The organism is Photobacterium frigidiphilum, assembly GCF_003025615.1.
Taxonomy (GTDB): Bacteria; Pseudomonadota; Gammaproteobacteria; order Enterobacterales; family Vibrionaceae; genus Photobacterium; species Photobacterium frigidiphilum.
Genome location: NZ_PYMJ01000023.1, coordinates 36,466 through 56,164 on the forward strand (window position 1 = coordinate 36,466; position 19,699 = coordinate 56,164).

Here is a 19,699-nt window from a genome sequence, read left to right on the forward strand (position 1 = left end):
TATTGGCTCACCATTTATTAACCAAAATATAGCTAACCCAACAAAAGCAAACTCAAAAACCAACAGAAAGAGGCAGTCTTTCATAAAGTAAAAAATAACAATTTGGCTATTAATTAGATTAAGCGATGATTTGTAATACATGAAACACCTACATTAATCACAAAATAGAATCTGATTACCATGGCTCTAATGTAATGAACAATTTCACTCCATAACATACCGCGAGGCTATGAGGTTTTGTCGCAAACTGGAGTGCTGAGTTATGATCTCCTCTGCTCTCATTTCTTATACCTTAAACAAAAAACGACTGATACTGCTTGGGTGTAATGGCTGTACGTTTTTTAAAATGACGTTGAAAGTGTGCTTGGTCGGCAAAACCTAGTTGTCCTGATGCATCTGTTAAGGTGTTGCCTGCTTTGAGCAGGACCTTTGCTTGTTTTATTCGCTCATCCAATTGCAACGCATGGGGTGGCATGCCATAAATCGTATTAAACTGTCGAATGAGATGGTAACGGCTTAGACCTGCTTCTTTTGCTAAATCACTTAACGTGTGATTACTCTCTAGTTGGTCAAGTAATTTCTCATGAACTCGCTTTATATCGGGTGAGGCCTGTTTTTCAGTCTTTGGGAAAGCGATCTTATTTTGCCCAAAATATCGGGCTAAATACTGAATGAAGATACTTTCTGATAGTAGAGGGTTCGGTTCATTCATTAAAGTATCGAACAGGACATTAAATTCGCGGTATAGGTTAGGATCTATTTCATAGCGGTTTGAAAAGGGGAGATAATCGATATTATAATTATTGAGCATTTCAGATTGAAGAGTCCCGATCCAATGTGTATCAATAAATAACATTCGATAAGACCAATCATCAGCGTCGGGATTACAGCAATGAATATCACCTGGGTTTATGGTGACTGTGTTTGTCGCCTCGATACGGTTTCTTTTATTTAAGTTCTTATAATTGGCAGAGCCACGGTCGATGACACCAAGCGAAAATTCATCATGAGAATGCGCTTGGTAACAAGCGGCTGACTTTGAGGCTTTGCGGATCTCCACAAAAGGTAAGGTTTCGCATTGTATTAGAAAAACGGTGTCGTCTTGCTTCATTGCTACTTCCTTAATATCCCCAAAACATGTGCACCACTGTCCCACCTAAAAGTAATCCCATCGCAATATTAAAAGTGACTTGTCGTTTTGTGGTGGATAAATAACGCCCAATGTAATTCCCTGCTGCTGCCCATGCAGAAACACCTAAAAAGCATACCACAAAGGAGATGGCGCAAAAGATGACTAAGTACAGCATAGTGGGTGAGTGCTTCAATACAAATAAGCTTACGCCAGACATCGCGACCAGCCATGCTTTTGGGTTTAGCCCTTGAGATAAGACCCCTTCAAAAAAAGTAGGATGAGCCGCACTTTTTAAGTGTTCGGAATTTTCAATACCAACGGAAGTCGCAATTTTAAAAGCCATATAAAGCAAAAACACACTGCCAAATGCCGTAAGCCATCCTGTCATTTCAGGTAGCATTTTTAATGCTTGTTCTAGCCCTAGCCCACAAAGAAATACGATAAAGGTATAAGCGAATGTAGCACCAAGAACATGAAATACGGCTTTTTTATACCCAAATTGTGCCCCAGCACTGGCTGCGATGATATTGACGGGCCCTGGTGATACCGCACCCACAAAAGCAAATACCGACATAGAGAGTAAAACTGACTGCATGATGACTCCGAATTTAACCTGATGGTTATCAGCCTAAATGGGGCTGTATTGTGAGTATTGAACGAAATTGCTCTATCCTGCAGTTACTTCAAGCAAACTGGGTATAAATTGGCTTAATGGAGTACGATAATCAATATTACGCAAGTCATCGTTATGTCTATGCATTTATTGACAACCCAAAAGGATTTTACGTGGTTAACCTTCGAGAAATGCGTGTGGATGAGTATCCCGCTTACTGCGGCTATTTCATTGCTTACCATAACCAACGAGCACTCGCGCTGTATCAAGCCGTTGGGTTTACAATCTCGGGCTACAATATGTCAAAAAATATAAGCATGTAATTACGTGTTCTTTTAACCCGATATTATATCGCCCAAGATGACTCGTTGTCTGATTTTGAAAAAACGGCTCTGAGGGTATGTTCAGAGCCTTTCTTTCTTTCTTTCTTTCTCTTGGTATTAGAAGTTAGAGGCTGCTTACTTTAGATCCATCTTTGCTGTCTTTTGCGTTTTCCTCAAGAAAGTCCATTACTTGCTTTCTCTCTGCGGGGTTTAACCCTGCCCGAGGGAACATACTTTTGGTAATGCCTTGCCATTGTACTTTGGTGTATTGACGGGGATCTTTTGCTGAATGACACATGGTGCAACGTTGATAAAAAAGCTGCTCCCCAGCACTTTGCTTAACATCATTTAGCTTTATTTGATCGACAGCAAGAGTGATATCAAGCTTGGCAATCTCAGTGCCGCTGTCTAAAGCTAATATTTGTGGCGGTTCAAACGCTAAGTTAGATGATTCTGAGTCTCGACAGCGTTGAATATACGCTAAACAGGTATTTGCACTGTTGGCTTGGCTCAACTCACTGGAAGCATTGCTAGAGGTTAAAACATTAATCGCCCCGCTGTTACAACGTCCCTGACTGTCAAATTGTAACCACGCGCCTTCTTCTAGGCTGATCACCCCTGGCATGATCTTTTTAGACACTTTTGCGCCTGCAATAAGTCGTCCCCGATCATTAAAGATCTCTACTAGCTGACCAGAACGGATCCCATGTTTTTCTGCATCTTGATCATTGATCAGTACGTACTGTCTTCCTTGTACATCTTCACGTTTACGTACATCTGCATTGGCCATTTGCGAGTGTAAACGCATATATGGATGAGGGCTAACAACATGCACGGCATTGGTTTTTGCATTACCAAGGTATTCAAACGGTTCAATGAAGGTTGGCATGGGTGGGCAATCTTTCACTTCAAAATCAGCAATGTCTTGGCAGAACAGCTCAATTTTTCCTGATGTGGTATGAAGTGGAAATTGTTCAGGATCTTGATAGAAATCCCCATGCCTTACCCAGTCATTGGCAGATTCAGCGATAGGGAGGTGCGCGACACCTTGTTGCCAAAAGTCTTCAAATGGCAAGGTTGCTGATGAGGCTTTATAAGCACGTTTTAAAATATCATTGAAGGCTAAACCATCGGTAAATTGTTCTTCGACACCAAACATTTTTGAGAGACGGCGGAAAATCTCAAAGTCATCCAAGCTTTCACCGTAAGGTTGGATTACTTGGCGCATCGCATAGATTTTATCGTTACTGTATGTGCCGCCAGAAGAGAGGTCATCACGTTCTAGTGAACTCGTTGCAGGCAGTACGATGTCAGCATAGCGGGAAGAAGCACACCACCATGGATCTTGGCAAATAAAGGTATCGACCTTTTGGTTTAATGCAGCAATCAACTCATTGGTATTTTGTTGATGTGATAAGAGATTATTGCCTGCGTTATAGATGACTTTAATGTCAGGGTAGGTATATTCGATGCCGTCACGGGTAAAGCGTTTACCTGGGTTATTTAACATTTCAGAGATACGCGATGCAGGGCAAACTTTACCTACCGGATTTTTGCCCTGTGATAAACCAACAGGCAATGCTTTACCTGATTGAGGCATACCGCCGTTACCATAGTGCCAGCTAAAACCAACCCCCTCACCAGGTTTGCCTATTTTTCCCAGCATAGCTGCAAAATTAATGATCGCCCAATGAACCATTTCCCCATGATCAGCCCGTTGAAGTGACCAACCTGCGGCAAACTGTGTTTTTTTGTTTGCGAATAGCTCTGCCATTTCTTTGATCTTTTCAGCAGAAATACCAGTGATTTTCTCTGCCCATTGTGGTGACTTCACAACCCCATCATTTTTGCCCATCAGATGGTCAATATATTTATCGGCACCCACGGTATAGCGTGCTAAATACGTTGGGTCATACAGTTCTTTTTCATAGGCATATTGCGCCATGGCAAGAAATAGGGCGGTATCGGTATTAGGTACTATTTTTACCCAGTCAGCATCCAGTTCATCATCGGTACGGGTACGCTGTGGGTTGATCGAAATAAATTTAATGCCTTTCTCTGCAAACTGTTTCCAGCGAGGGTACATTTGATGATCTGCGACGCGAAATTCAATGCGGTTATTTTTCCAAGGGTCACAACCGATGAGTACAAATACTTCGGTATGCTTTTCAATAACAGGCCATGCGGTTTGTGGTGAGTAGACTTCCATATCACCAATAACATGAGGCAAGATAACTTGAGATGCGCCGCCAGAGTAATCGCCCGTTGTTGTACTTTGCCCACCGATTAAATTAAAGAAACGCCCCTGCAATACTTGAGGTCGCATTAAACCTGCATGAGACCAACCCCCATAAGAGCTACTAAAAATAGCGTCATTTCCAAACTCTTTGGCTGTGGTTTGAATGCTATCGGCCACAAGGGATAAAGCCGTTTCCCAGCTGACTCGTACAAAAGGTTCTTTCCCGCGTAAATGGGGCTTATTGTCACCTTTCGGATCGGCAAGGTAAGACTGTCTTACCATGGGATATTTAACCCGAGTTTTATCATAGACACGGCTCAGAAGGCCTTCGGTCAACATTTCAGTTGGCATCGCATCCAGTTCTTTACGGGGCTGAACACCAATTAAAATACCGTCTTTAACTATCGCGTTAAAAGGCCCCCAGTGACTTGCGTGCGGAATCACATCAACATCATCGTCAGCAAAAATTTTCGATGCTGGAAAGATCGCTAAACCACCCGCTGCGGCAACAGCTGTGGCAATAGAGGTTTTTAATAAGGTACGACGAGAAATAGCCATTATCATTTTCATTTTTGTTAGTTGTGACTACGATACTAACCCTATAAAGAGGTATTTTAAATATACATTTAATCAATTTTATATTTAAGAAAGGTAATCTATACACATGAAAGTATTATTAAAGAGGGGAAATGTGGATGCCTTCACTGACAGTTTAAAGAAAACGGCTCTGATGCCGAATAACAGAACATCGACCTGCTGAAAGTGTTTTATTCACAATGTATCTGTAAATCTGCTTTTGAATGGCAGTAAGTATCCGTATTGTGAGAATGAAGTTCCTGACCAATATTGCTAAGTTATAAAGAGAATGCTGATTGATAGCCGTTACTTAGTTGATAAGCTAATTACGGGCTTTTTTTTTGGCCAGTAATAAAAAATATAATGCCACCCTACCCACAAGACTAACCCAGTTGCGACGGTAATTTCAAATATGCCTAATCGTTCTAACCAAGCCCAGTGTGGATGATCAATTACTAGCCAGTCGGTTAAACGGTCGATCGATACCGCACTGATTACCGAAGGAAAAGTAACAGCCGCTAATGATGGTTGAAACCGGTGTTTTAAAAGATCGAAATAACACAAATACACCAGAATAGTCATGGTGATACCAATACCTGCTAATGCGCCCACTAAAACAGGGTCGGGTTCAGCAACATTTAGTAAATAGGCGGTTAAAGAAAGGTTAACGGGGGCGGCCATAATGGCCAATGTCGGCCTTGCTGGACGAGGCATTCTACCTGCAAAGCACAAACGATATAGCACAACAGGTAGCATGATAAAATATACAGCGATACAGAAATGCGTCATGGTAACGGCTAAATCAGAGTGTCCTAGTTGAGCGCCTGCTAACGTGCCACTGATAGCACCTACAGGGTATAAAAACCAACTAGGGTAGAGATGGATTAAGCGGAATTTACGTAGCTGAAAACTAAAAAAAAGTATCATCATAGTAAAGTGAAGCAGTAAGGCTGGGTACCAAAGTAAGCGGGCACTCACGACATGCATAGAAGACCAATAATCTGATAAAACCAGCATAGTCATCGACATCGGTGCCATTAAACTGCCATAAAGCGGGTGTTTTAAATCGACAATAAATAATTGCGGATTGAAGATATATTTGAGTACTACTGGTATTAATAGACAGGCGCCAATAAGAGCACATATTCCGCGAATAATATCGCCACTACTGGGTAAAAAGAGTGACCATGCTAATCCTAACCCTGTAAAAGCCAATGCTAATGCGGCTTGGGCTGTAGGAACTTGTTGTAAAGCAACGCCTATCGGTGACATCTATATCACAATCCTTCTGATTTCGATTCATTTTCGTGGGGTTAAGAATGCACTCAAATCTGGCGCTAGAGAACCCGTTACAAATGTTACACTAAAATAACATTCTATTGTTTAATCGATGCTTAAAAGTGGCATTTCTAATCAACATTTTATCGTCGTTTTAGCGGTGAAAGTCAGTGTAAATCTTTGGATAAATGAAATTTTGCAGTTGTCTCTATAGATATAGAAAAATAATTTGCTTAATTCGCAATCCTTGACCATATTTAAGTTGTAACCTGTATTGAGTGTTTAAATGGTTTAGCTTCTCGGAGGATATGAGCGGTACTCGTCTTACTCAGAATGCAGGTTTCAGGGTGTGCTTGGTGATTACATCAGGTACCTTACGATACAAAGCAACAAAGCAACAAAGCAACAAAGCAACAAAGCAACAAAGCAACAAGTAAAAGAAGTAATAAGTAAAAGAAGCAAAGTAACAAGTAAAAACGTAAGTAAATGTGTAATGCGAAAAGCACTAAGTCGACAACTTCAGTGTTAACAATTTGGTAGATACACCGAAAATTTGTTTTACTTCGCCAATACAGACTAGTTCGATAAAGCTACTTATAGCATCGAATACGGCATACTCATCGTAATGAGTGGCGAAGACAGAAAGACGATATACAGAAAAAACCTTGCGTGTGCTGAGTAGGTAGACGAAGGTAAGTAAATCGAACAAAGCCGCACTGCAATGGTGCGGCTTATCTTTTGGTTTCGATAAACTGTCCATTATTAGCCCTCTGCGTTGAAGCCATTACCGTGATGGTGACTGGCTCAAAAATGTATCTGAATTTCCTAGGTATACCCATGAAGGCAAGCGTGAGTTAGCCCTTGATGATGACACTTACCGCATCTTGCCTCCCGCGATATTGGTCATTTTCAGCGGCGGCAGAGAATTAACTTAATTTATCAGTCAGAATTGTGACGACTTGGGCGCACGAAATGGGCCATCAGGTCTACTATTGAGTGGGTAAGCTTTCTATTTCGCCGCAGGTGAAAGTACGACCATCATTAACGAAATACGGTGACATCAATGACAGTGAATGATTTGCCGCTTGGTTGTTAGCGCCCCAGATATTAGAAAGCACTTTACCGGATGCTTTTGCATTCATTACCGAAGCGGTTACTACTGCGAGTTAACCAAAAAGGACAGATGATGACCCATTTAAACCAAGCCCAAGCCCTGTTTAAAGAGCATTTAACCATTGAATCACTGCGCCATCTAGATAAGTTGGAGAAGCTGACCAGTGGCGAAGAGGCCGATCAGATCGGTGAACTCTGGGAAGTGGTGATGGCAGATGCAGATGAGGCTGTACTAGATCAGGCCCGAGAAGAAGGGCTGATTTAATGGCACGCAAACGGGTATGACGTTCGGTACGCCTTACGAATACGATGCTTCCATCATTTTGGTGGTTCGTCCGATATGCGCCCGCAAAATGCCGCCATTCATGGCTAGGTGTTTCGATGACGATATAAAGCAGATTTATCAGATTCTGGATGATTTCCTGATTGTAGACTAAAGCGCCTGTATCTCTATCTAAATGGTTGAGTCAACTCACAGTTTTTATGGGTATCCGTAAATCATCGCCATCATTGGTCAAGATAAACAACTAATAAGTCGGTCTCAACGGCATTTGCCAATTTGGGCACAGATGAGAATAGACGACTCAAAAATGTATGATGGTGGCCGCAAACAACTAAATCGATATCCATTTCTTTAACTATCCCTGAGAGTTTTATATGGAGATCGCCTATGACTACTAAGGTGTCTGTAATCGGATAATCACTCTGATCCACCAGTGTTTGTAACTCTTTCTGTAATGTCAGTTTTTCTTTTTGTGCCAAAACCACCTTATCAACATCCACAAAAACAAATGAAAGTTTGCAATTAGCGCCTTTAGCTAATGAGATCGCTTTATCAATCACTATCTGGCTGGATTGAGATAAATCAACAGCCACTAATATGTGCTTATAGCTCATTACTTTCTTCCAATTAGTTATTATATGCTGACCTTAAGTCTAGCACCGGAGAGGTTCACTCTAATTCAGAAAACCAAGAAAAACCAAAAATAATCTGCTTAAATTTCAATCAAAAGTGACTGCTGTTTGTCGGGTATCATCGTTAAACTGTGAACCGTACTGATGTTAAACTCTTGGTTGACTCATCTTTGCCCCGAAATGTGTTGTACGTATTAAGACAGTTCATGAGTAGCATAAAGCAAAGCAGGTAGATCTTGATATTATTGAATATACTTATTAATTGTTGCTAATAACGTATTATTTTTGCACTACCTTTAGATTGTCACTGTAACGGAAGGAGTAAAGTCATATGCCACTTTTTGCCTGTCCAACTTGCGAAAAACTAATTTCAAAACGAGCCCATAACTGCCCACAGTGCGGTGAGCCAGACCCATTTAACTACTATAGCCGCAAGAGTTGGATCGAACGTTTAGTGTGGACAGTTGTGATAGTGGCAATCGTAGTCTTTAGCTGGCAGGTATTGTTCCCAATGTTAATGGAAGCTGTGGGCTAAAGTAAGGTTAGACTCATTTCTAGCGTTTTCTGTAACCGACCATAAAGAATGACAAATATGAGAGTAGGTGGGATTGTGCAGGATCTCGTGGGCGGGCCTTGTATTTATGGTAAGGAATTTCAATATTCCTTACCATGAACAGAGGCAGGCGCAAACTGACTCTTTTTCACCTCTGTTATTGCCTACGTTTCTTTCGTCGCCATTCAACGCCGCATTATTAAACAGATATTGCCTTTTTACCGTCATTTGAATACACCTATCCCGTACCGGCCATCAGGCCGGCACCAACGTCGAAGCCGTCAAATCTGAGAGCGGCGTTCCGGCTCGATACCCATTGAAAACCAACCGACTTTGGCACAGCACACATTCATATGGGTCAACATTGACATACCCTTTCAGCATCGCGGCATAACCGGGCAAGGTGGGTTTCTTTTTCTCTTCCATGTCTAAGGCGTCATACACTTTGGGCAACATCTCACCCCGATGACGATTGGAAAAAAACCGTAGTAACGGATCATTTTGAAGCCTTTGTCGGGGATATGTTCAACCAGCCTTTCTATTAACGCGGCCAGCGGCAGCGTTAAGCTTTCAATTTGACCTGTACGGTGATTCAGATAATCAAACGTCAACATGCCCCTTTGCTGTAATGGCGCAGACGTGAGGCCGACACCGGAGGGCGTTTTAGGTAACGGCCAAGGTAACTGACCGTCTGCAAGATATTGTCTGTCTTCTTCGCAAAGTGCACTTTCCAGTACCGTTGGTACTGGCTATCGAGAAAGTGACGCCAGTCTCTTTCCTTTCTGACATTCTCAATGACTGCTTCACGAACGTGACCGATGTGTTTGTTGAGGAACGTCAGCCATTCCTGCTGTCGATTGAAAAGGGCTTTGAGTGGTTTGTCTGGGTGCATAGACAGGAAGATACCTGTCTATGCCTGTTATGAACAGTAAAACTAACAGGTTGTTAGTTGCTGCCGTAGGCAGCCTATGCTCATGTTTCTTATCGCTTTCCTGATAACACTGTTCAAGGACTCGATAACATTGGTGGTGTAGATGGCTCTACGTATATCCTGAGGGTAGTTACATATTAGACGAGCTGAAAAAGCACTAAAATAAAACAGCCGCTTCATTAAGCTGCTGTTTTATTATTGAACTCTCAACCTAGTCTATTTGAGTAATAAAACCATATTTATCAGAGTCAGCTTTAGTCATCCAATGAGCTCCGTTTGCTGGGGCTGAATCTAAAGTAAACAAGTAAAAGTCGATGCCTTTGTCACCCATCACAGTTTTAAAATAAGTCGCCTGTTTACGGTGGCTTTCATCAGTGTATGGGAATTCTTTGGCTGTTTTATCACCGTCACCCCAGCTGTGTACACCAACTTGCTTGTTTAACTCAATAGCGTTATTCACATTTGAACGTTGTAATATACGTTGCTTACCTGCTGCGAATAAATCCGTACCGCCAGAGAAAACCGAGCCTGTAGCTGTTACGACAGTGTTCATATTATGGTTTTTGATCATTTTCCCAGTGTACATGTTGATATCGTCGTCACCACTACCACCAATATGAGTATTGAATGTCATCACCATGTTGCTTCCTTCGTTAGCTTGTACAATATCTCCAAGCTGTAAGAAAGTTGTGAAGCCAAGTGTGGAGTTAATTCGCTCACCCGTTCCGTCTTCACCCAAGATATCTTTAAAGAATCCATTGAAAGCAAATGAAGTCGTGATATTGACTTGGTCAGCAGTCACTGTTGAAGTCAAAATTGTCGAACCAATACTGCCCAAAACCTCTTCTGCCTCTGAGTAGTATTCAAGCTCAACTGAACGTTTGTTACCTGTCGTTGTTTTAATTAATGTCGTATCGTTAGATATGGAGCGTGCTGAACGGCTGCAATCGAAAGTATCGATCGTGCTCGAATCTTTATAAATAATGCACGGTTTTCCTTCATCGGCACCACGCAAGTAAAGATCTAAACTATTACCATTGTTATCAGCTAACTTTACTAGTGTGACTTCGTCACCAAATGATTCAGCAAACTCCATTTTTGAATACATAGTTCCGTCGTAAGACAAACGCATAGACTCAAGAATTTCTTGGCGCTCTTCTACTAGTTCGGTTAATGCTTCATTCGTGAATTTGTAATTGGCTAGCGGTTTAGCCGTTGCGGTTGGCTTAGTTTTCGAGGTACCACCGTGAGAGCCAGAGTTGCACCCAGCTAAAAGAATAAGAGAGGCAGCGAGTAAAATAGTGCGGTAATGATTCATTTGATTGTTCCCAGTTTTGATTCTGGGGCTATTTTATTGAGGAAAAATGTAATTTACTGTCGCGACCATGTATGGAATTGTACCCAACATAGTTAGAATGACGATCGTAACTCAAGGACTACAAGGCAGAGACTGAATGACACAACCGAAGATGATCATCGTTGAAGACGACTTAAAACTTCAACAAATGCTAAAAGATTACTTTATTACACAAAACTTCGATGTAATGGCATTAAACGACGGCAGTGACGCTGCACAAATAATCCTTGATGAGCAGCCAGATATTGTTTTGCTTGATCTTATGCTGCCTGTAACTGACGGGCTTACAATCTGCCGACAGACTCGTACACTCTATCGGGGTAAGATTTTGATACTAACCGCTAGCGACGATGACTTTGACCATGTTGCCGGGCTAGAAATTGGTGCTGATGACTATGTTACCAAGCCAATCAAGCCCCGAGTATTACTTGCGAGAGTTCGCTCCCTGCTTCGCCGTCAAGATAACGCTACAGCTTCAATCGATAACCCTGATCTGCTTAACTTTGGCAAACTCGTCCTTAAAAACAAGTACAAGAAGTGTGAATTCGCTGGTGCAGTATTACCACTGACAGATAGCGAGTTTGATCTGCTTTGGCTGTTAGCAAGTAACCCTGATGCACCTTTGTCTCGCGACCACCTAACTCAAACACTACGAGGTATTGAGTACGATGGTATCGACCGAACTATCGATAACAAAGTGGTCAGGTTAAGAAAACTGCTCGGAGATGGCAACGCTGCAGCAGAGAAGGTTCAAACAATCAGAGGGAAAGGCTACCTGTTTGTTTCAACCGCTTGGAATTAACAGCGCTCAGGTCGAGCGCGAGTGAAGAGGACGCTAATGCGACGTATCTATCTGGAATCCATGGTGGGCTTAATGGCTTGCTTTTTAACAGGGTTGATAACTTATGAAATCTCCGTTTATCAACTCAATACCGACTATGAGTTTGTACTTCAAGATTATGAAGCGGTTGCTCACCAACAATTGTTAGACAATATCGCTAAAAACCAGGGTATTGATGTAGCCCACCAAGCAATTAACCAATTTGTTGAGACAACAAGAAACATTCTGAGAGTTCATGAATCAGGAGATGATATACCCAAGTTGGTCACTGATTTTTTCACCGTCAACCCTACTATTCCAGTCTTCTACGATGAAGAAAGAGATCTGTGGTTTCGTCTTTCTGGAAGCAATAACACCTACCATTACTTCCCTAACGAGCAGACTCTAGTCCGAGAAAAAATTGAGTTCGAAGACGATTTGCTTTGGGTATTCTTTATATCTAGCTTTGTCGTTTATGGCTTAGGTCACCTATTGATTATCTTTCGCCGCGTAAACAAGCTGGAGCAAGCAACACTTCGCTTTGCTGAGGGTGATTTATCTTCTCGAGCGGAGACATCCGGTGGCAGCTCCATTGGTACATTGAACAAGTCATTCAATATCATGGCAGACAGAATTTTCCACCTCATTGAAAGTAATCGTTCCCTCACTAACGCCGTAGCTCATGAATTGCGAACCCCAGTATTTCGTATTCAATGGCAAGCTGAGTTATTGAAAGACACGTCACTCAGTAATGAACAGCGTGCCACCGTTGAGAGTATCGTGGAAGATACTGAAGAAATGGAACAAATGGTCGATGAGCTCTTGTACTACGCCAAGCTAGATAATAGTCGTCTTGAATTAGTGCGCGAATCATTATTGCCTGCCGACATTCTTAATAACACGATGAATCGTTGGATGAAAGAAACCGATCTCAATATCCACCTGTCTCAACCTCAAGTCATTGATAATTCAGCCTTATATATTGAGGCTGACCGACGGTTAATCAACCGCGCTTTAGATAACTTGGTCCGCAACGCTTTCAAATATGCGCGAACTCAAGTGTTAATAGAAGTTGCCGCTGATAATAATAAGCTTCGAATTGCAATCCATGATGACGGTCCAGGTGTGGGAGAAGAACATAAAGCGCATTTATTTGAACCATTCTATGTAGGGAACAAAGCACGTAATAAAGCGAAGAGTGGACATGGTTTGGGGCTATCTATTGTTAAAAAGATCTGTGAACAACATGACGCAACTATCGAGATTGAGCGAAGTCAAACTCTACAAGGTGCATTGTTTATAATGACATTTCCAGTATGTAATAAATTGACTGACAAACCCATACAGTAAGCAAAGCGGGACTCTGGAATAATACTCAACATCGGTCGGGGATGCTTTAAAACCACTTTTAAACAAATATTTATTAAACAGGCTTTTCTTAAATATTAGCTTATGAAATATGTGTTTTTAAACACCTTTACAGCCTCCGACCAAATTATTGAATAATATTTTGGAGACAACATGAAAAAGCTAATTCTTATCACAGCCCTATCATTAGTAGCAACTGGCTGTGCACAACAAACTTTCGTAATGACACCACAAGAAAGTGAACCAACGACTGAACAGTCTCATCACTTCTTTATCAGCGGTCTAGCACAGAAGAAAGAAATTGATGCTGCAAAAGTATGTGACGGTATCGACAAGGTAGCAAAAGTAGAAGTACAAGAAACATTTGTAAACGGCTTACTAGCCGCTGTGACATTTGGTATCTACACGCCACGTGAAGCACGTGTTTACTGCAAAGCTTAAGCAATCACACCACTAGCTGGAACAGTAAACAAAACAACGGCTCAATGACCAACCCCGAATTCAAATGGAAACTCTTTGCTCCTGAAATCATTCTCTGGTGCCTGCGCTGGTATGGTTCGACCCCAATGAGCTACGCAAACCTCAGCGACATGCTGGCAGAGCGAGGGATTTCGGTTAATCGTTCGACCATTTATCGTTGGTTTATTGAGTATGCCCTGACATTACGCAAGAAGTTACGTCGCCATCAATTCATCAGGACAGACTCTTCGTGGCAGCTCGATGAAACCTACGTCAAAGTGAAGGGAAAATGGCACTATCTTTACCGTGCCATCAATAAACAAGGCGAAACGCTGAATTTCAATTTCTCTCACAAACGTAATAAAGAAGCCGCGAATCAGTTTCTTAGGCGCAGCCTGAGATATTACGACTTAGATAATCAGCCTAAAACGTTAAACACGACAAACATTCCTCTTACGCCAATGCGATAGCCCGCTTGAAGAAGGAGGGACGACTGCGAGCGGATGTCGAGCAGCGGTAAGTGAAGTATCTCAATAATGGTATCGAGTCCGATCACGCCCCCATCAAGAAGCTCGTTGCCGCCACCGGCGGTTTCAAAATATGAAAACGCGCCTGGTCAACCATCCAGGAATTTGAATCATTACGGATGTTAAACAAGGGGCGATTTGATTTTTGGTTACGTCATGATGAACGTGAAACCATTGTGCTGGAGAGATCCGCCTTATGAATCGTTTATTCAATGTTGAGATGATTTACTCGTAATTTTAAGCCAATGACTGGCTAGATCTGCCTTATCTGATTATTTGCAACACTCCCTTGTTGATGATATGGCAGAGGTTGAGCGAGGTGTACTTGATACGATACCCGCCGAACACGCGGCAATGATAGTAATAGCAGCCTTAGATGGTGACGCACTAGATACAGAATTATTATTGGGTGAAACATTGATACCTGTAGAAAACCAGCGATTAACCATCACCCTTACCACTACCCGAGAGGGTAATGAGGCGATGCAGAGTTACTCACAGGTGTTTACGGTTCAACACCCCCTTCAAACCGTTTAAACAGCGTTTAAAGAGTTTAAGAACTCCATTTATTAAACACCTCTCACACTGAAACCGCCCAGAATGGCAAAATAGGCATTTGTCATTTCTAGCGGTTTCATTTGCCACACCTCGCGGGCGGCTACAATCGGCTACAGCTACATCGGCTACAATTCAGTAAGCGTTTTGCATTATTTCAATTTAATATTGATAAATATTATAGTTATTATCATTGAAATAGTTATCTATATGTTTTAAAAGGCTTAAAAGTTCTTATCCACAAAAACAGTGGGTAACTATGGCTTGAGTATATTACTCGCTTTATTGTTATCATTTGCCAAGTATAACTATAACCTTTAATAGTAAATTTATCTTAATCAGACTATCGCAAGAGGCGGTTAATAATCTCGGGCCTGTCTTTGTATGTCATATTTCCATTATGAATATTTACCCAGGAATGATTCGCCTTGCTTCTGTAAATACCACTTATGGAGTGTTTAATTGTGGTGATAACGGTAATGTTAAGACTGAATGATGACGTTAAAAGTCAAGAAATTGACCCTTATTGCGCTGGGTCACGATTGCCTTAAATACCTGTGGGGTATTGTATTTTTATGCGGCGTCATTTGATAAATTATGCAGTTGTAATATACATTATCACTAAGGTTAATCATGCCTAAGCCATTTCGCTCGATTACAATTCGAACGACAATATTATTAGTTTTTATCATTCCAACTTCTTTTTTATTATTCTTTATTGGAATGCAAATTGATGCTGCAAATAGGCAACTTGCTAATGCAGATGTATCAAGTGAAACTATTGAACTGTTTAACCTTTACGATGAAGTTGCTCATCAATTTGCGGTTGAGCGTGGTTTAACTGCGGGCGTTATCGCAGCTAAAGGGCAAGGTACGCAGCGTGATAAATTGAATAATCAACGTAACGTTGCTGATCAGGCTTACCGTAATTTAGTTGAATTTAAACCAGAAAGCCTTGATATAGTTTTAGTGCGTGATTTGTTGCGTGCTGTACAGAATGAATTGGATAATCGTCAAAATATTCGTACGCAAGTGGATCGTTTAACCATTGTTGATTCCCCCTTTGCTTATTATTCAAATGTGAATACTTTATCGCTCGATAACCTATCTATGTTGCTGACACAAATTAGCAACCGTGATTTAAAACAAGAACTGCAAGGGTTGCTGTCTTTGCTTGTCGTTAAAGAGCAAGCAGGTAAAGCTCGGGGTGCATTAAACGGTGCTTTTGCGGGTAAGCGTTCTTCGTTAGACCAACATGCTCAAGTCAGTAGTTATATTGATGCCGAGCGTTACGCTTTACGTCAAGCTAACATGTTATTGGAAGGTGATGCTAAACGTCGTATTAGCGAAACAGCGCAAACCAATACTTGGCAGCAAGTGATGACAATTCAACAACAGTATTTATCTCAGAAAAATACGTTGTCATCCATTCAAGGCCCGACAGCTTCTGTATGGTTTGGTTTGGCCACTCAACGAATTGGTTTAGTCAAAGGATTACGCGATAGTTTGACTGCTGATATTTTATTAAAAGCTCAAGCTAACCGAGAGAATGCGAGTTTTGTTCGATTACTGTATATCTGCTTAAGTGTTTTGGTGATCTTGCCTTTGATCTTGCTAACTATGCAGTCTGTTATAAAGCTGCGTCGTCGTGTATCTGGCTTTACGCAAAAGCTGGATATGATGGCTAGAAACAAAGATCTCACCGTACGTTTATCTGATGACCAATCTGATGAATTAGGGGAAATTGCTCGTCATTTTGATGGTCTTACTCTTAGTTTGAGTGGCACTTTAGTAAAGTCACTACGTGTTGCGAGTCAGACTCAACAGGAAATGGTGGCCATGGTCGCCTTGGTTGATAAAGCGCGCACGGTGAGTGAGCAGACCCATCAACGTTGTGACAGTATTGCCGCTGCGATGACTGAAATGGCGCAAACGAGTGATCAAGTTGCAGGCATTACGGGTGAAGCACAAACGAGCACTGATTTGGTGAAAACCAACGCGATGGCTTGTTATGATCATGGTGAACAATCTTTTGTTACCAGCACACGCTTGCTTGATAGTGTTAATCAAACTTATGAGTGCATTGAAGGGCTAGAAAAGCAGATGGTCAATGTATCGCAGATCCTTGATACGATTAATGCAATTTCTGAGCAGACGAACTTACTCGCGTTGAATGCAGCAATTGAAGCTGCCCGTGCAGGTGAGCAAGGTCGAGGTTTTGCTGTAGTCGCTGACGAGGTGCGAACATTGGCGCAGCGTAGTAAGCAATCAACAGAAGATATACGACACTTGCTAGATGGTATCAGTGAGAATGCTAAAGTATCATTTGTGAATATGCAGCAAAGCCGTGAAGCGAGTTACGAAACTCAAAACGTTGTATCAGAAACGAAAACATTAATGGAAGCGTTGATTGGTACCGTAAATGACATTGCTGAGTTTAATACCAGTATTGCTACCGCGTCTGAGCAACAATCGCAAACAACAAACACTGTCGATGCCGATGTTGATAATTTATTAGAAATGGCGCAAAGCACGAATCAAACGATTGTTAGCATTCATGCTGAAATGGAGGTTGTTCAACAACGTATGGCTGAATTAGTGCATGAAGTGACGGCATTTAAATTGGATGTAGCCTCTTAGTAAATCCGTTTTTAACGGATACTTTTTTCATAAAAAAGAGAACTCTTGGCTTAATGTCGCTCACTTAACGTGAGCGGCATTGTTTTTTCTAGTGAGATATCTATTTTGAGCACTTCCATACTCTAGGGTTTTGTTGAAATGCTGAGGTTGCTTTATCCTTGGCATTATCGGTTGACATTAAAATCTCACACTGTCGATCTCAACAGTGTCTTAAACGCTTCAATAAAATAAAGGTCCACATCTCTTAGTGATCTGTTTTTAGGCCAAATCGCATCGTATTGAATAAAAAATTCTGTTTTTGCGAACTCTGCATCTAGCTCTGTAACCCCTTCAGGAAGAGGCATATTGCCACACATTAATAGCGACCAGCCTAAATTATTTCTCACCATATCAACCACACCATGATAGCCCTGCGCAAACCATACATAAGGAGACATCCTCGATATCTCCATCATATTCGGTTGGTTTTGCAGCGAGCTTGATAATATTTGGGTTACCATTGCTAATTGATCATTCGAAATATGACGTTTTCGTGCTAGCGGATGTCCCTTCCCCACAACTATTTTGGCATTGCTATGACCAATAGCCATGAATTCATAAAAGCTACTTTGTCCTTCAAGAGTTTGGGATAAGGCGAGATCAATGGTTCCTTGTTTAACACCTTTAAAAATATCCTGCGAGCTTAAATTAACCACCGTTAATCGAAGGTGAGGCCATTTTTTTTGAAATTCTGGCAAAGAAGCGAGCACATGGTCAACGTTAATATCTTGATCTAACGCAAGTGTCAGCTTAGCTGGCACACCCATTGAAAGCTGTAATGCATTATTACTAAAACGCTCTGCACTATCTACGACAACCTTTGCGCTATCGTAAAGATTCAACCCTTCAGCTGTAATTTCTGGATACTTTCCTTTTCTATCAAATAGCACAACACCCAGTTCATCCTCCAAGCGCGCAATGTTGCCACTGACAGTCGAAAGGTGTTTGCCGAGCCCCCTCGCTGCTGCACTAAAAGATCCAGTGTCTGCTGCAGCGATAAAGCTTTTCAGTAACTCAAGCTTAATCATAAATCCTCTGCTATTACCATAGGAAACCTCTTAAATGATATTGAAAATATGGTCAATAATACATTCGTTCTCAATATTAACAGCAAGCTATTCGAGGTTATTATGAAAAAGACCATTATTGCACTGACTTTAACCGCATCATTTTCAGTATTCGCAAATATACCTGTCGCAGGTGATGACTTACCTTTTTTTAATGCTGAACGAGAAGCCGTACAAAATGGCGCCATCATCAAAGATATGAGCGGCCAAGCTCAGGCTTCATTAGCACAATTCATGGCTAAACAACCTTTAGGTGAATTTTCTGAAGATGTTTTAAAAGCAGCTAAACATGCCGTTGAGAACAATCGGAAAATTGCACCTGATTATGTTGCGATGATGGAGGCTTCAGCCAAGATAAGAGGTATTGATGTGGCTGAGCTTTTTGCTTCGGTATCGCAAGTTGATTATAGCGTGAATCAGGCAGTTAAAAGCAGCATGCAGGAAAAACAAGAAGTAGAAACCATTAAGGGGTGTACTTCTATTGCCTTTAATAACGGCATTGTTGGTCAAACCAATGACTTAAGCCTAGCCACTAGCTTGACCGATCACACTACGGTCGTAAAAACGGATGACTCCATTTTCGTTGTTGCTGATGGAGCACATTTTCAAGGCATGGGTAAACATGTCGGCATTGTTATTAATTTTATGGGTGCCCCCGCAGGAATCGATGGTATTGACCACAAAAATTTAGTCACGGTGGACGCTATTTTTGCAGCGGCAACACAAGCTAAGAGTGTAGATATCTTCCTTAATACTATCAAAGATGTACGTACTATCATCCCATTCAATTTCACCGTTGCGGATGATAAAGGGAATCATGCGGCGATAGAAGTTACGGTCGAAAATGGTGTAAAAGCGATTCAATATTCTGAGCGTGGATCTGTTCATGCTAATCACAGTGCTGAATTTAAACAGGGTTTTCTTGCTGAACATTCAGCAATAGATGCCAATACTGCATTTTTTAGTACCTTTGCTCGTGAAGTTGCCGCAGAAAATTTCCTTGATTATTCGCCAGAACTAACCGTTGAGTCTATGCAGTGGTTATTTAGCCAGCGACCTATCAACATGACCAAATACAAAGGTAAAGACTTTGTCACTGTTGAAGCAATGATCTTCGATACCGTCGAAGGCTGTGCTTATGTGTCAGGTGATAATCCTAACTTCTCTGGGTATTCCAAGGTTTGTTTTAAGTAA

Annotated in this window: 18 protein-coding genes and 3 pseudogenes; 10 read left to right on the forward strand and 11 right to left on the reverse strand. The window is 41.5% G+C overall.

Annotation, left to right across the window (positions count from 1 at the left end; translation table 11 throughout):
* Positions 1–292 precede the first annotated feature (292 nt).
* Both C9J12_RS19330 and C9J12_RS19335 read right to left on the reverse strand, forming a co-directional pair.
* Entirely contained in the window at positions 293–1,111 is an 819-nt protein-coding gene (locus C9J12_RS19330; protein WP_107244204.1) for an AraC family transcriptional regulator, read from the reverse strand.
* Between the two features lie 10 nt (positions 1,112–1,121).
* Positions 1,122–1,727: a LysE family translocator gene (locus C9J12_RS19335; RefSeq protein ID WP_107244205.1), complete on the reverse strand. Its 606-nt coding sequence runs from the start codon at positions 1,725–1,727 to the stop codon at positions 1,122–1,124.
* A 191-nt stretch (positions 1,728–1,918) separates the two neighbouring features.
* On the opposite strand from C9J12_RS19335, the gene C9J12_RS31635 reads away from it, so the two are divergent.
* Positions 1,919–2,068 carry a hypothetical protein gene (locus C9J12_RS31635; protein ID WP_227876415.1) on the forward strand — a complete coding sequence of 50 codons (150 nt, stop codon included), beginning with the start codon at positions 1,919–1,921 and terminating at the stop codon, positions 2,066–2,068.
* A 124-nt stretch (positions 2,069–2,192) separates the two neighbouring features.
* Here the strand turns inward: C9J12_RS31635 and C9J12_RS19345 are convergent, their stop codons facing one another.
* The 4 genes from C9J12_RS19345 to C9J12_RS30760 all read right to left on the reverse strand — a co-directional run bounded on the left by C9J12_RS19345 (position 2,193) and on the right by C9J12_RS30760 (position 7,303).
* Positions 2,193–4,865, reverse strand: a complete 2,673-nt coding sequence (locus C9J12_RS19345; protein WP_107244206.1) for a molybdopterin-dependent oxidoreductase — start codon at positions 4,863–4,865, stop codon at positions 2,193–2,195.
* 324 nt (positions 4,866–5,189) lie between these two features.
* Positions 5,190–6,155, reverse strand: a complete 966-nt coding sequence (locus C9J12_RS19350) for a TDT family transporter (RefSeq protein WP_107244207.1) — start codon at positions 6,153–6,155, stop codon at positions 5,190–5,192.
* Between the two features lie 511 nt (positions 6,156–6,666).
* Positions 6,667–6,921, reverse strand: a complete 255-nt coding sequence (locus C9J12_RS19355; RefSeq protein ID WP_107244208.1) for a hypothetical protein — start codon at positions 6,919–6,921, stop codon at positions 6,667–6,669.
* A 229-nt stretch (positions 6,922–7,150) separates the two neighbouring features.
* Entirely contained in the window at positions 7,151–7,303 is a 153-nt protein-coding gene (locus C9J12_RS30760; protein ID WP_170111824.1) for a hypothetical protein, read from the reverse strand.
* 44 nt (positions 7,304–7,347) lie between these two features.
* On the opposite strand from C9J12_RS30760, the gene C9J12_RS19360 reads away from it, so the two are divergent.
* Complete coding sequence (locus tag C9J12_RS19360) at positions 7,348–7,539, forward strand: hypothetical protein (protein ID WP_107244209.1); 192 nt, start codon at positions 7,348–7,350, stop codon at positions 7,537–7,539.
* 242 nt (positions 7,540–7,781) lie between these two features.
* Here C9J12_RS19360 and C9J12_RS19365 read toward each other — a convergent pair whose 3' ends face one another.
* Positions 7,782–8,171: a universal stress protein gene (locus C9J12_RS19365; protein ID WP_107244210.1), complete on the reverse strand. Its 390-nt coding sequence runs from the start codon at positions 8,169–8,171 to the stop codon at positions 7,782–7,784.
* Between the two features lie 349 nt (positions 8,172–8,520).
* On the opposite strand from C9J12_RS19365, the gene C9J12_RS19370 reads away from it, so the two are divergent.
* Positions 8,521–8,724 (forward strand): hypothetical protein, encoded by a 204-nt coding sequence (locus C9J12_RS19370; RefSeq protein ID WP_107244211.1) that lies wholly within the window; start codon positions 8,521–8,523, stop codon positions 8,722–8,724.
* A 273-nt stretch (positions 8,725–8,997) separates the two neighbouring features.
* Here the strand turns inward: C9J12_RS19370 and C9J12_RS31200 are convergent.
* From C9J12_RS31200 to C9J12_RS19390, 3 genes and pseudogenes are all read right to left on the reverse strand, one after another.
* Positions 8,998–9,529: pseudogene (locus tag C9J12_RS31200) on the reverse strand (transposase); the annotation flags it as partial.
* Positions 9,530–9,709: 180 nt separating this feature from the next.
* A pseudogene (locus tag C9J12_RS19385) lies at positions 9,710–9,802 on the reverse strand (transposase); the annotation flags it as partial.
* Positions 9,803–9,884: 82 nt separating this feature from the next.
* Positions 9,885–10,991 carry an alpha/beta hydrolase gene (locus tag C9J12_RS19390; protein WP_107244214.1) on the reverse strand — a complete coding sequence of 369 codons (1,107 nt, stop codon included), beginning with the start codon at positions 10,989–10,991 and terminating at the stop codon, positions 9,885–9,887.
* A gap of 136 nt (positions 10,992–11,127) precedes the next feature.
* On the opposite strand from C9J12_RS19390, the gene C9J12_RS19395 reads away from it, so the two are divergent.
* The 6 genes and pseudogenes from C9J12_RS19395 to C9J12_RS19420 all read left to right on the forward strand — a co-directional run bounded on the left by C9J12_RS19395 (position 11,128) and on the right by C9J12_RS19420 (position 17,399).
* Entirely contained in the window at positions 11,128–11,832 is a 705-nt protein-coding gene (locus C9J12_RS19395; RefSeq protein WP_107244215.1) for a response regulator transcription factor, read from the forward strand.
* A 36-nt stretch (positions 11,833–11,868) separates the two neighbouring features.
* On the forward strand, positions 11,869–13,200 hold the full coding sequence (locus tag C9J12_RS19400; RefSeq protein ID WP_107244216.1) for an ATP-binding protein: 1,332 nt from the start codon (positions 11,869–11,871) through the stop codon (positions 13,198–13,200).
* A gap of 171 nt (positions 13,201–13,371) precedes the next feature.
* Positions 13,372–13,659, forward strand: a complete 288-nt coding sequence (locus C9J12_RS19405) for a Bor family protein (protein WP_107244217.1) — start codon at positions 13,372–13,374, stop codon at positions 13,657–13,659.
* 44 nt (positions 13,660–13,703) lie between these two features.
* Positions 13,704–14,439 (forward strand): annotated as a pseudogene (locus tag C9J12_RS19410) (IS6 family transposase).
* A gap of 65 nt (positions 14,440–14,504) precedes the next feature.
* Entirely contained in the window at positions 14,505–14,741 is a 237-nt protein-coding gene (locus C9J12_RS19415; protein WP_107244218.1) for a hypothetical protein, read from the forward strand.
* A gap of 651 nt (positions 14,742–15,392) precedes the next feature.
* Positions 15,393–17,399, forward strand: coding sequence for a methyl-accepting chemotaxis protein (locus C9J12_RS19420; protein WP_107244219.1), 2,007 nt, complete (start codon positions 15,393–15,395; stop codon positions 17,397–17,399).
* Between the two features lie 185 nt (positions 17,400–17,584).
* Here the strand turns inward: C9J12_RS19420 and C9J12_RS19425 are convergent, their stop codons facing one another.
* Positions 17,585–18,466 carry a LysR family transcriptional regulator gene (locus C9J12_RS19425; protein WP_107244220.1) on the reverse strand — a complete coding sequence of 294 codons (882 nt, stop codon included), beginning with the start codon at positions 18,464–18,466 and terminating at the stop codon, positions 17,585–17,587.
* Between the two features lie 102 nt (positions 18,467–18,568).
* On the opposite strand from C9J12_RS19425, the gene C9J12_RS19430 reads away from it, so the two are divergent.
* The gene (locus C9J12_RS19430; RefSeq protein WP_170111825.1) at positions 18,569–19,699 is read left to right on the forward strand and encodes a carcinine hydrolase/isopenicillin-N N-acyltransferase family protein; all 1,131 of its coding nucleotides are present in this window, start codon (positions 18,569–18,571) and stop codon (positions 19,697–19,699) included.

What these genes read in the sequence shown, in the direction of transcription:
- C9J12_RS19390 (WP_107244214.1), bottom strand. Translation starts at nt 10,991, where the DNA reads ATGAATCATTACCGCACTATTTTACTCGCTGCCTCTCTTATTCTTTTA.
- C9J12_RS19345 (WP_107244206.1), bottom strand. Translation starts at nt 4,865, where the DNA reads ATGGCTATTTCTCGTCGTACCTTATTAAAAACCTCTATTGCCACAGCT.
- C9J12_RS19400 (WP_107244216.1), top strand. Translation starts at nt 11,869, where the DNA reads ATGCGACGTATCTATCTGGAATCCATGGTGGGCTTAATGGCTTGCTTT.
- C9J12_RS30760 (WP_170111824.1), bottom strand. Translation starts at nt 7,303, where the DNA reads ATGAATGCAAAAGCATCCGGTAAAGTGCTTTCTAATATCTGGGGCGCT.
- C9J12_RS19365 (WP_107244210.1), bottom strand. Translation starts at nt 8,171, where the DNA reads ATGAGCTATAAGCACATATTAGTGGCTGTTGATTTATCTCAATCCAGC.
- C9J12_RS19420 (WP_107244219.1), top strand. Translation starts at nt 15,393, where the DNA reads ATGCCTAAGCCATTTCGCTCGATTACAATTCGAACGACAATATTATTA.
- C9J12_RS19395 (WP_107244215.1), top strand. Translation starts at nt 11,128, where the DNA reads ATGACACAACCGAAGATGATCATCGTTGAAGACGACTTAAAACTTCAA.
- C9J12_RS19425 (WP_107244220.1), bottom strand. Translation starts at nt 18,466, where the DNA reads ATGATTAAGCTTGAGTTACTGAAAAGCTTTATCGCTGCAGCAGACACT.
- C9J12_RS19335 (WP_107244205.1), bottom strand. Translation starts at nt 1,727, where the DNA reads ATGCAGTCAGTTTTACTCTCTATGTCGGTATTTGCTTTTGTGGGTGCG.
- C9J12_RS19350 (WP_107244207.1), bottom strand. Translation starts at nt 6,155, where the DNA reads ATGTCACCGATAGGCGTTGCTTTACAACAAGTTCCTACAGCCCAAGCC.
- C9J12_RS19330 (WP_107244204.1), bottom strand. Translation starts at nt 1,111, where the DNA reads ATGAAGCAAGACGACACCGTTTTTCTAATACAATGCGAAACCTTACCT.
- C9J12_RS19360 (WP_107244209.1), top strand. Translation starts at nt 7,348, where the DNA reads ATGACCCATTTAAACCAAGCCCAAGCCCTGTTTAAAGAGCATTTAACC.
- C9J12_RS19430 (WP_170111825.1), top strand. Translation starts at nt 18,569, where the DNA reads ATGAAAAAGACCATTATTGCACTGACTTTAACCGCATCATTTTCAGTA.
- C9J12_RS19355 (WP_107244208.1), bottom strand. Translation starts at nt 6,921, where the DNA reads ATGGACAGTTTATCGAAACCAAAAGATAAGCCGCACCATTGCAGTGCG.
- C9J12_RS19405 (WP_107244217.1), top strand. Translation starts at nt 13,372, where the DNA reads ATGAAAAAGCTAATTCTTATCACAGCCCTATCATTAGTAGCAACTGGC.
- C9J12_RS19415 (WP_107244218.1), top strand. Translation starts at nt 14,505, where the DNA reads ATGGCAGAGGTTGAGCGAGGTGTACTTGATACGATACCCGCCGAACAC.
- C9J12_RS19370 (WP_107244211.1), top strand. Translation starts at nt 8,521, where the DNA reads ATGCCACTTTTTGCCTGTCCAACTTGCGAAAAACTAATTTCAAAACGA.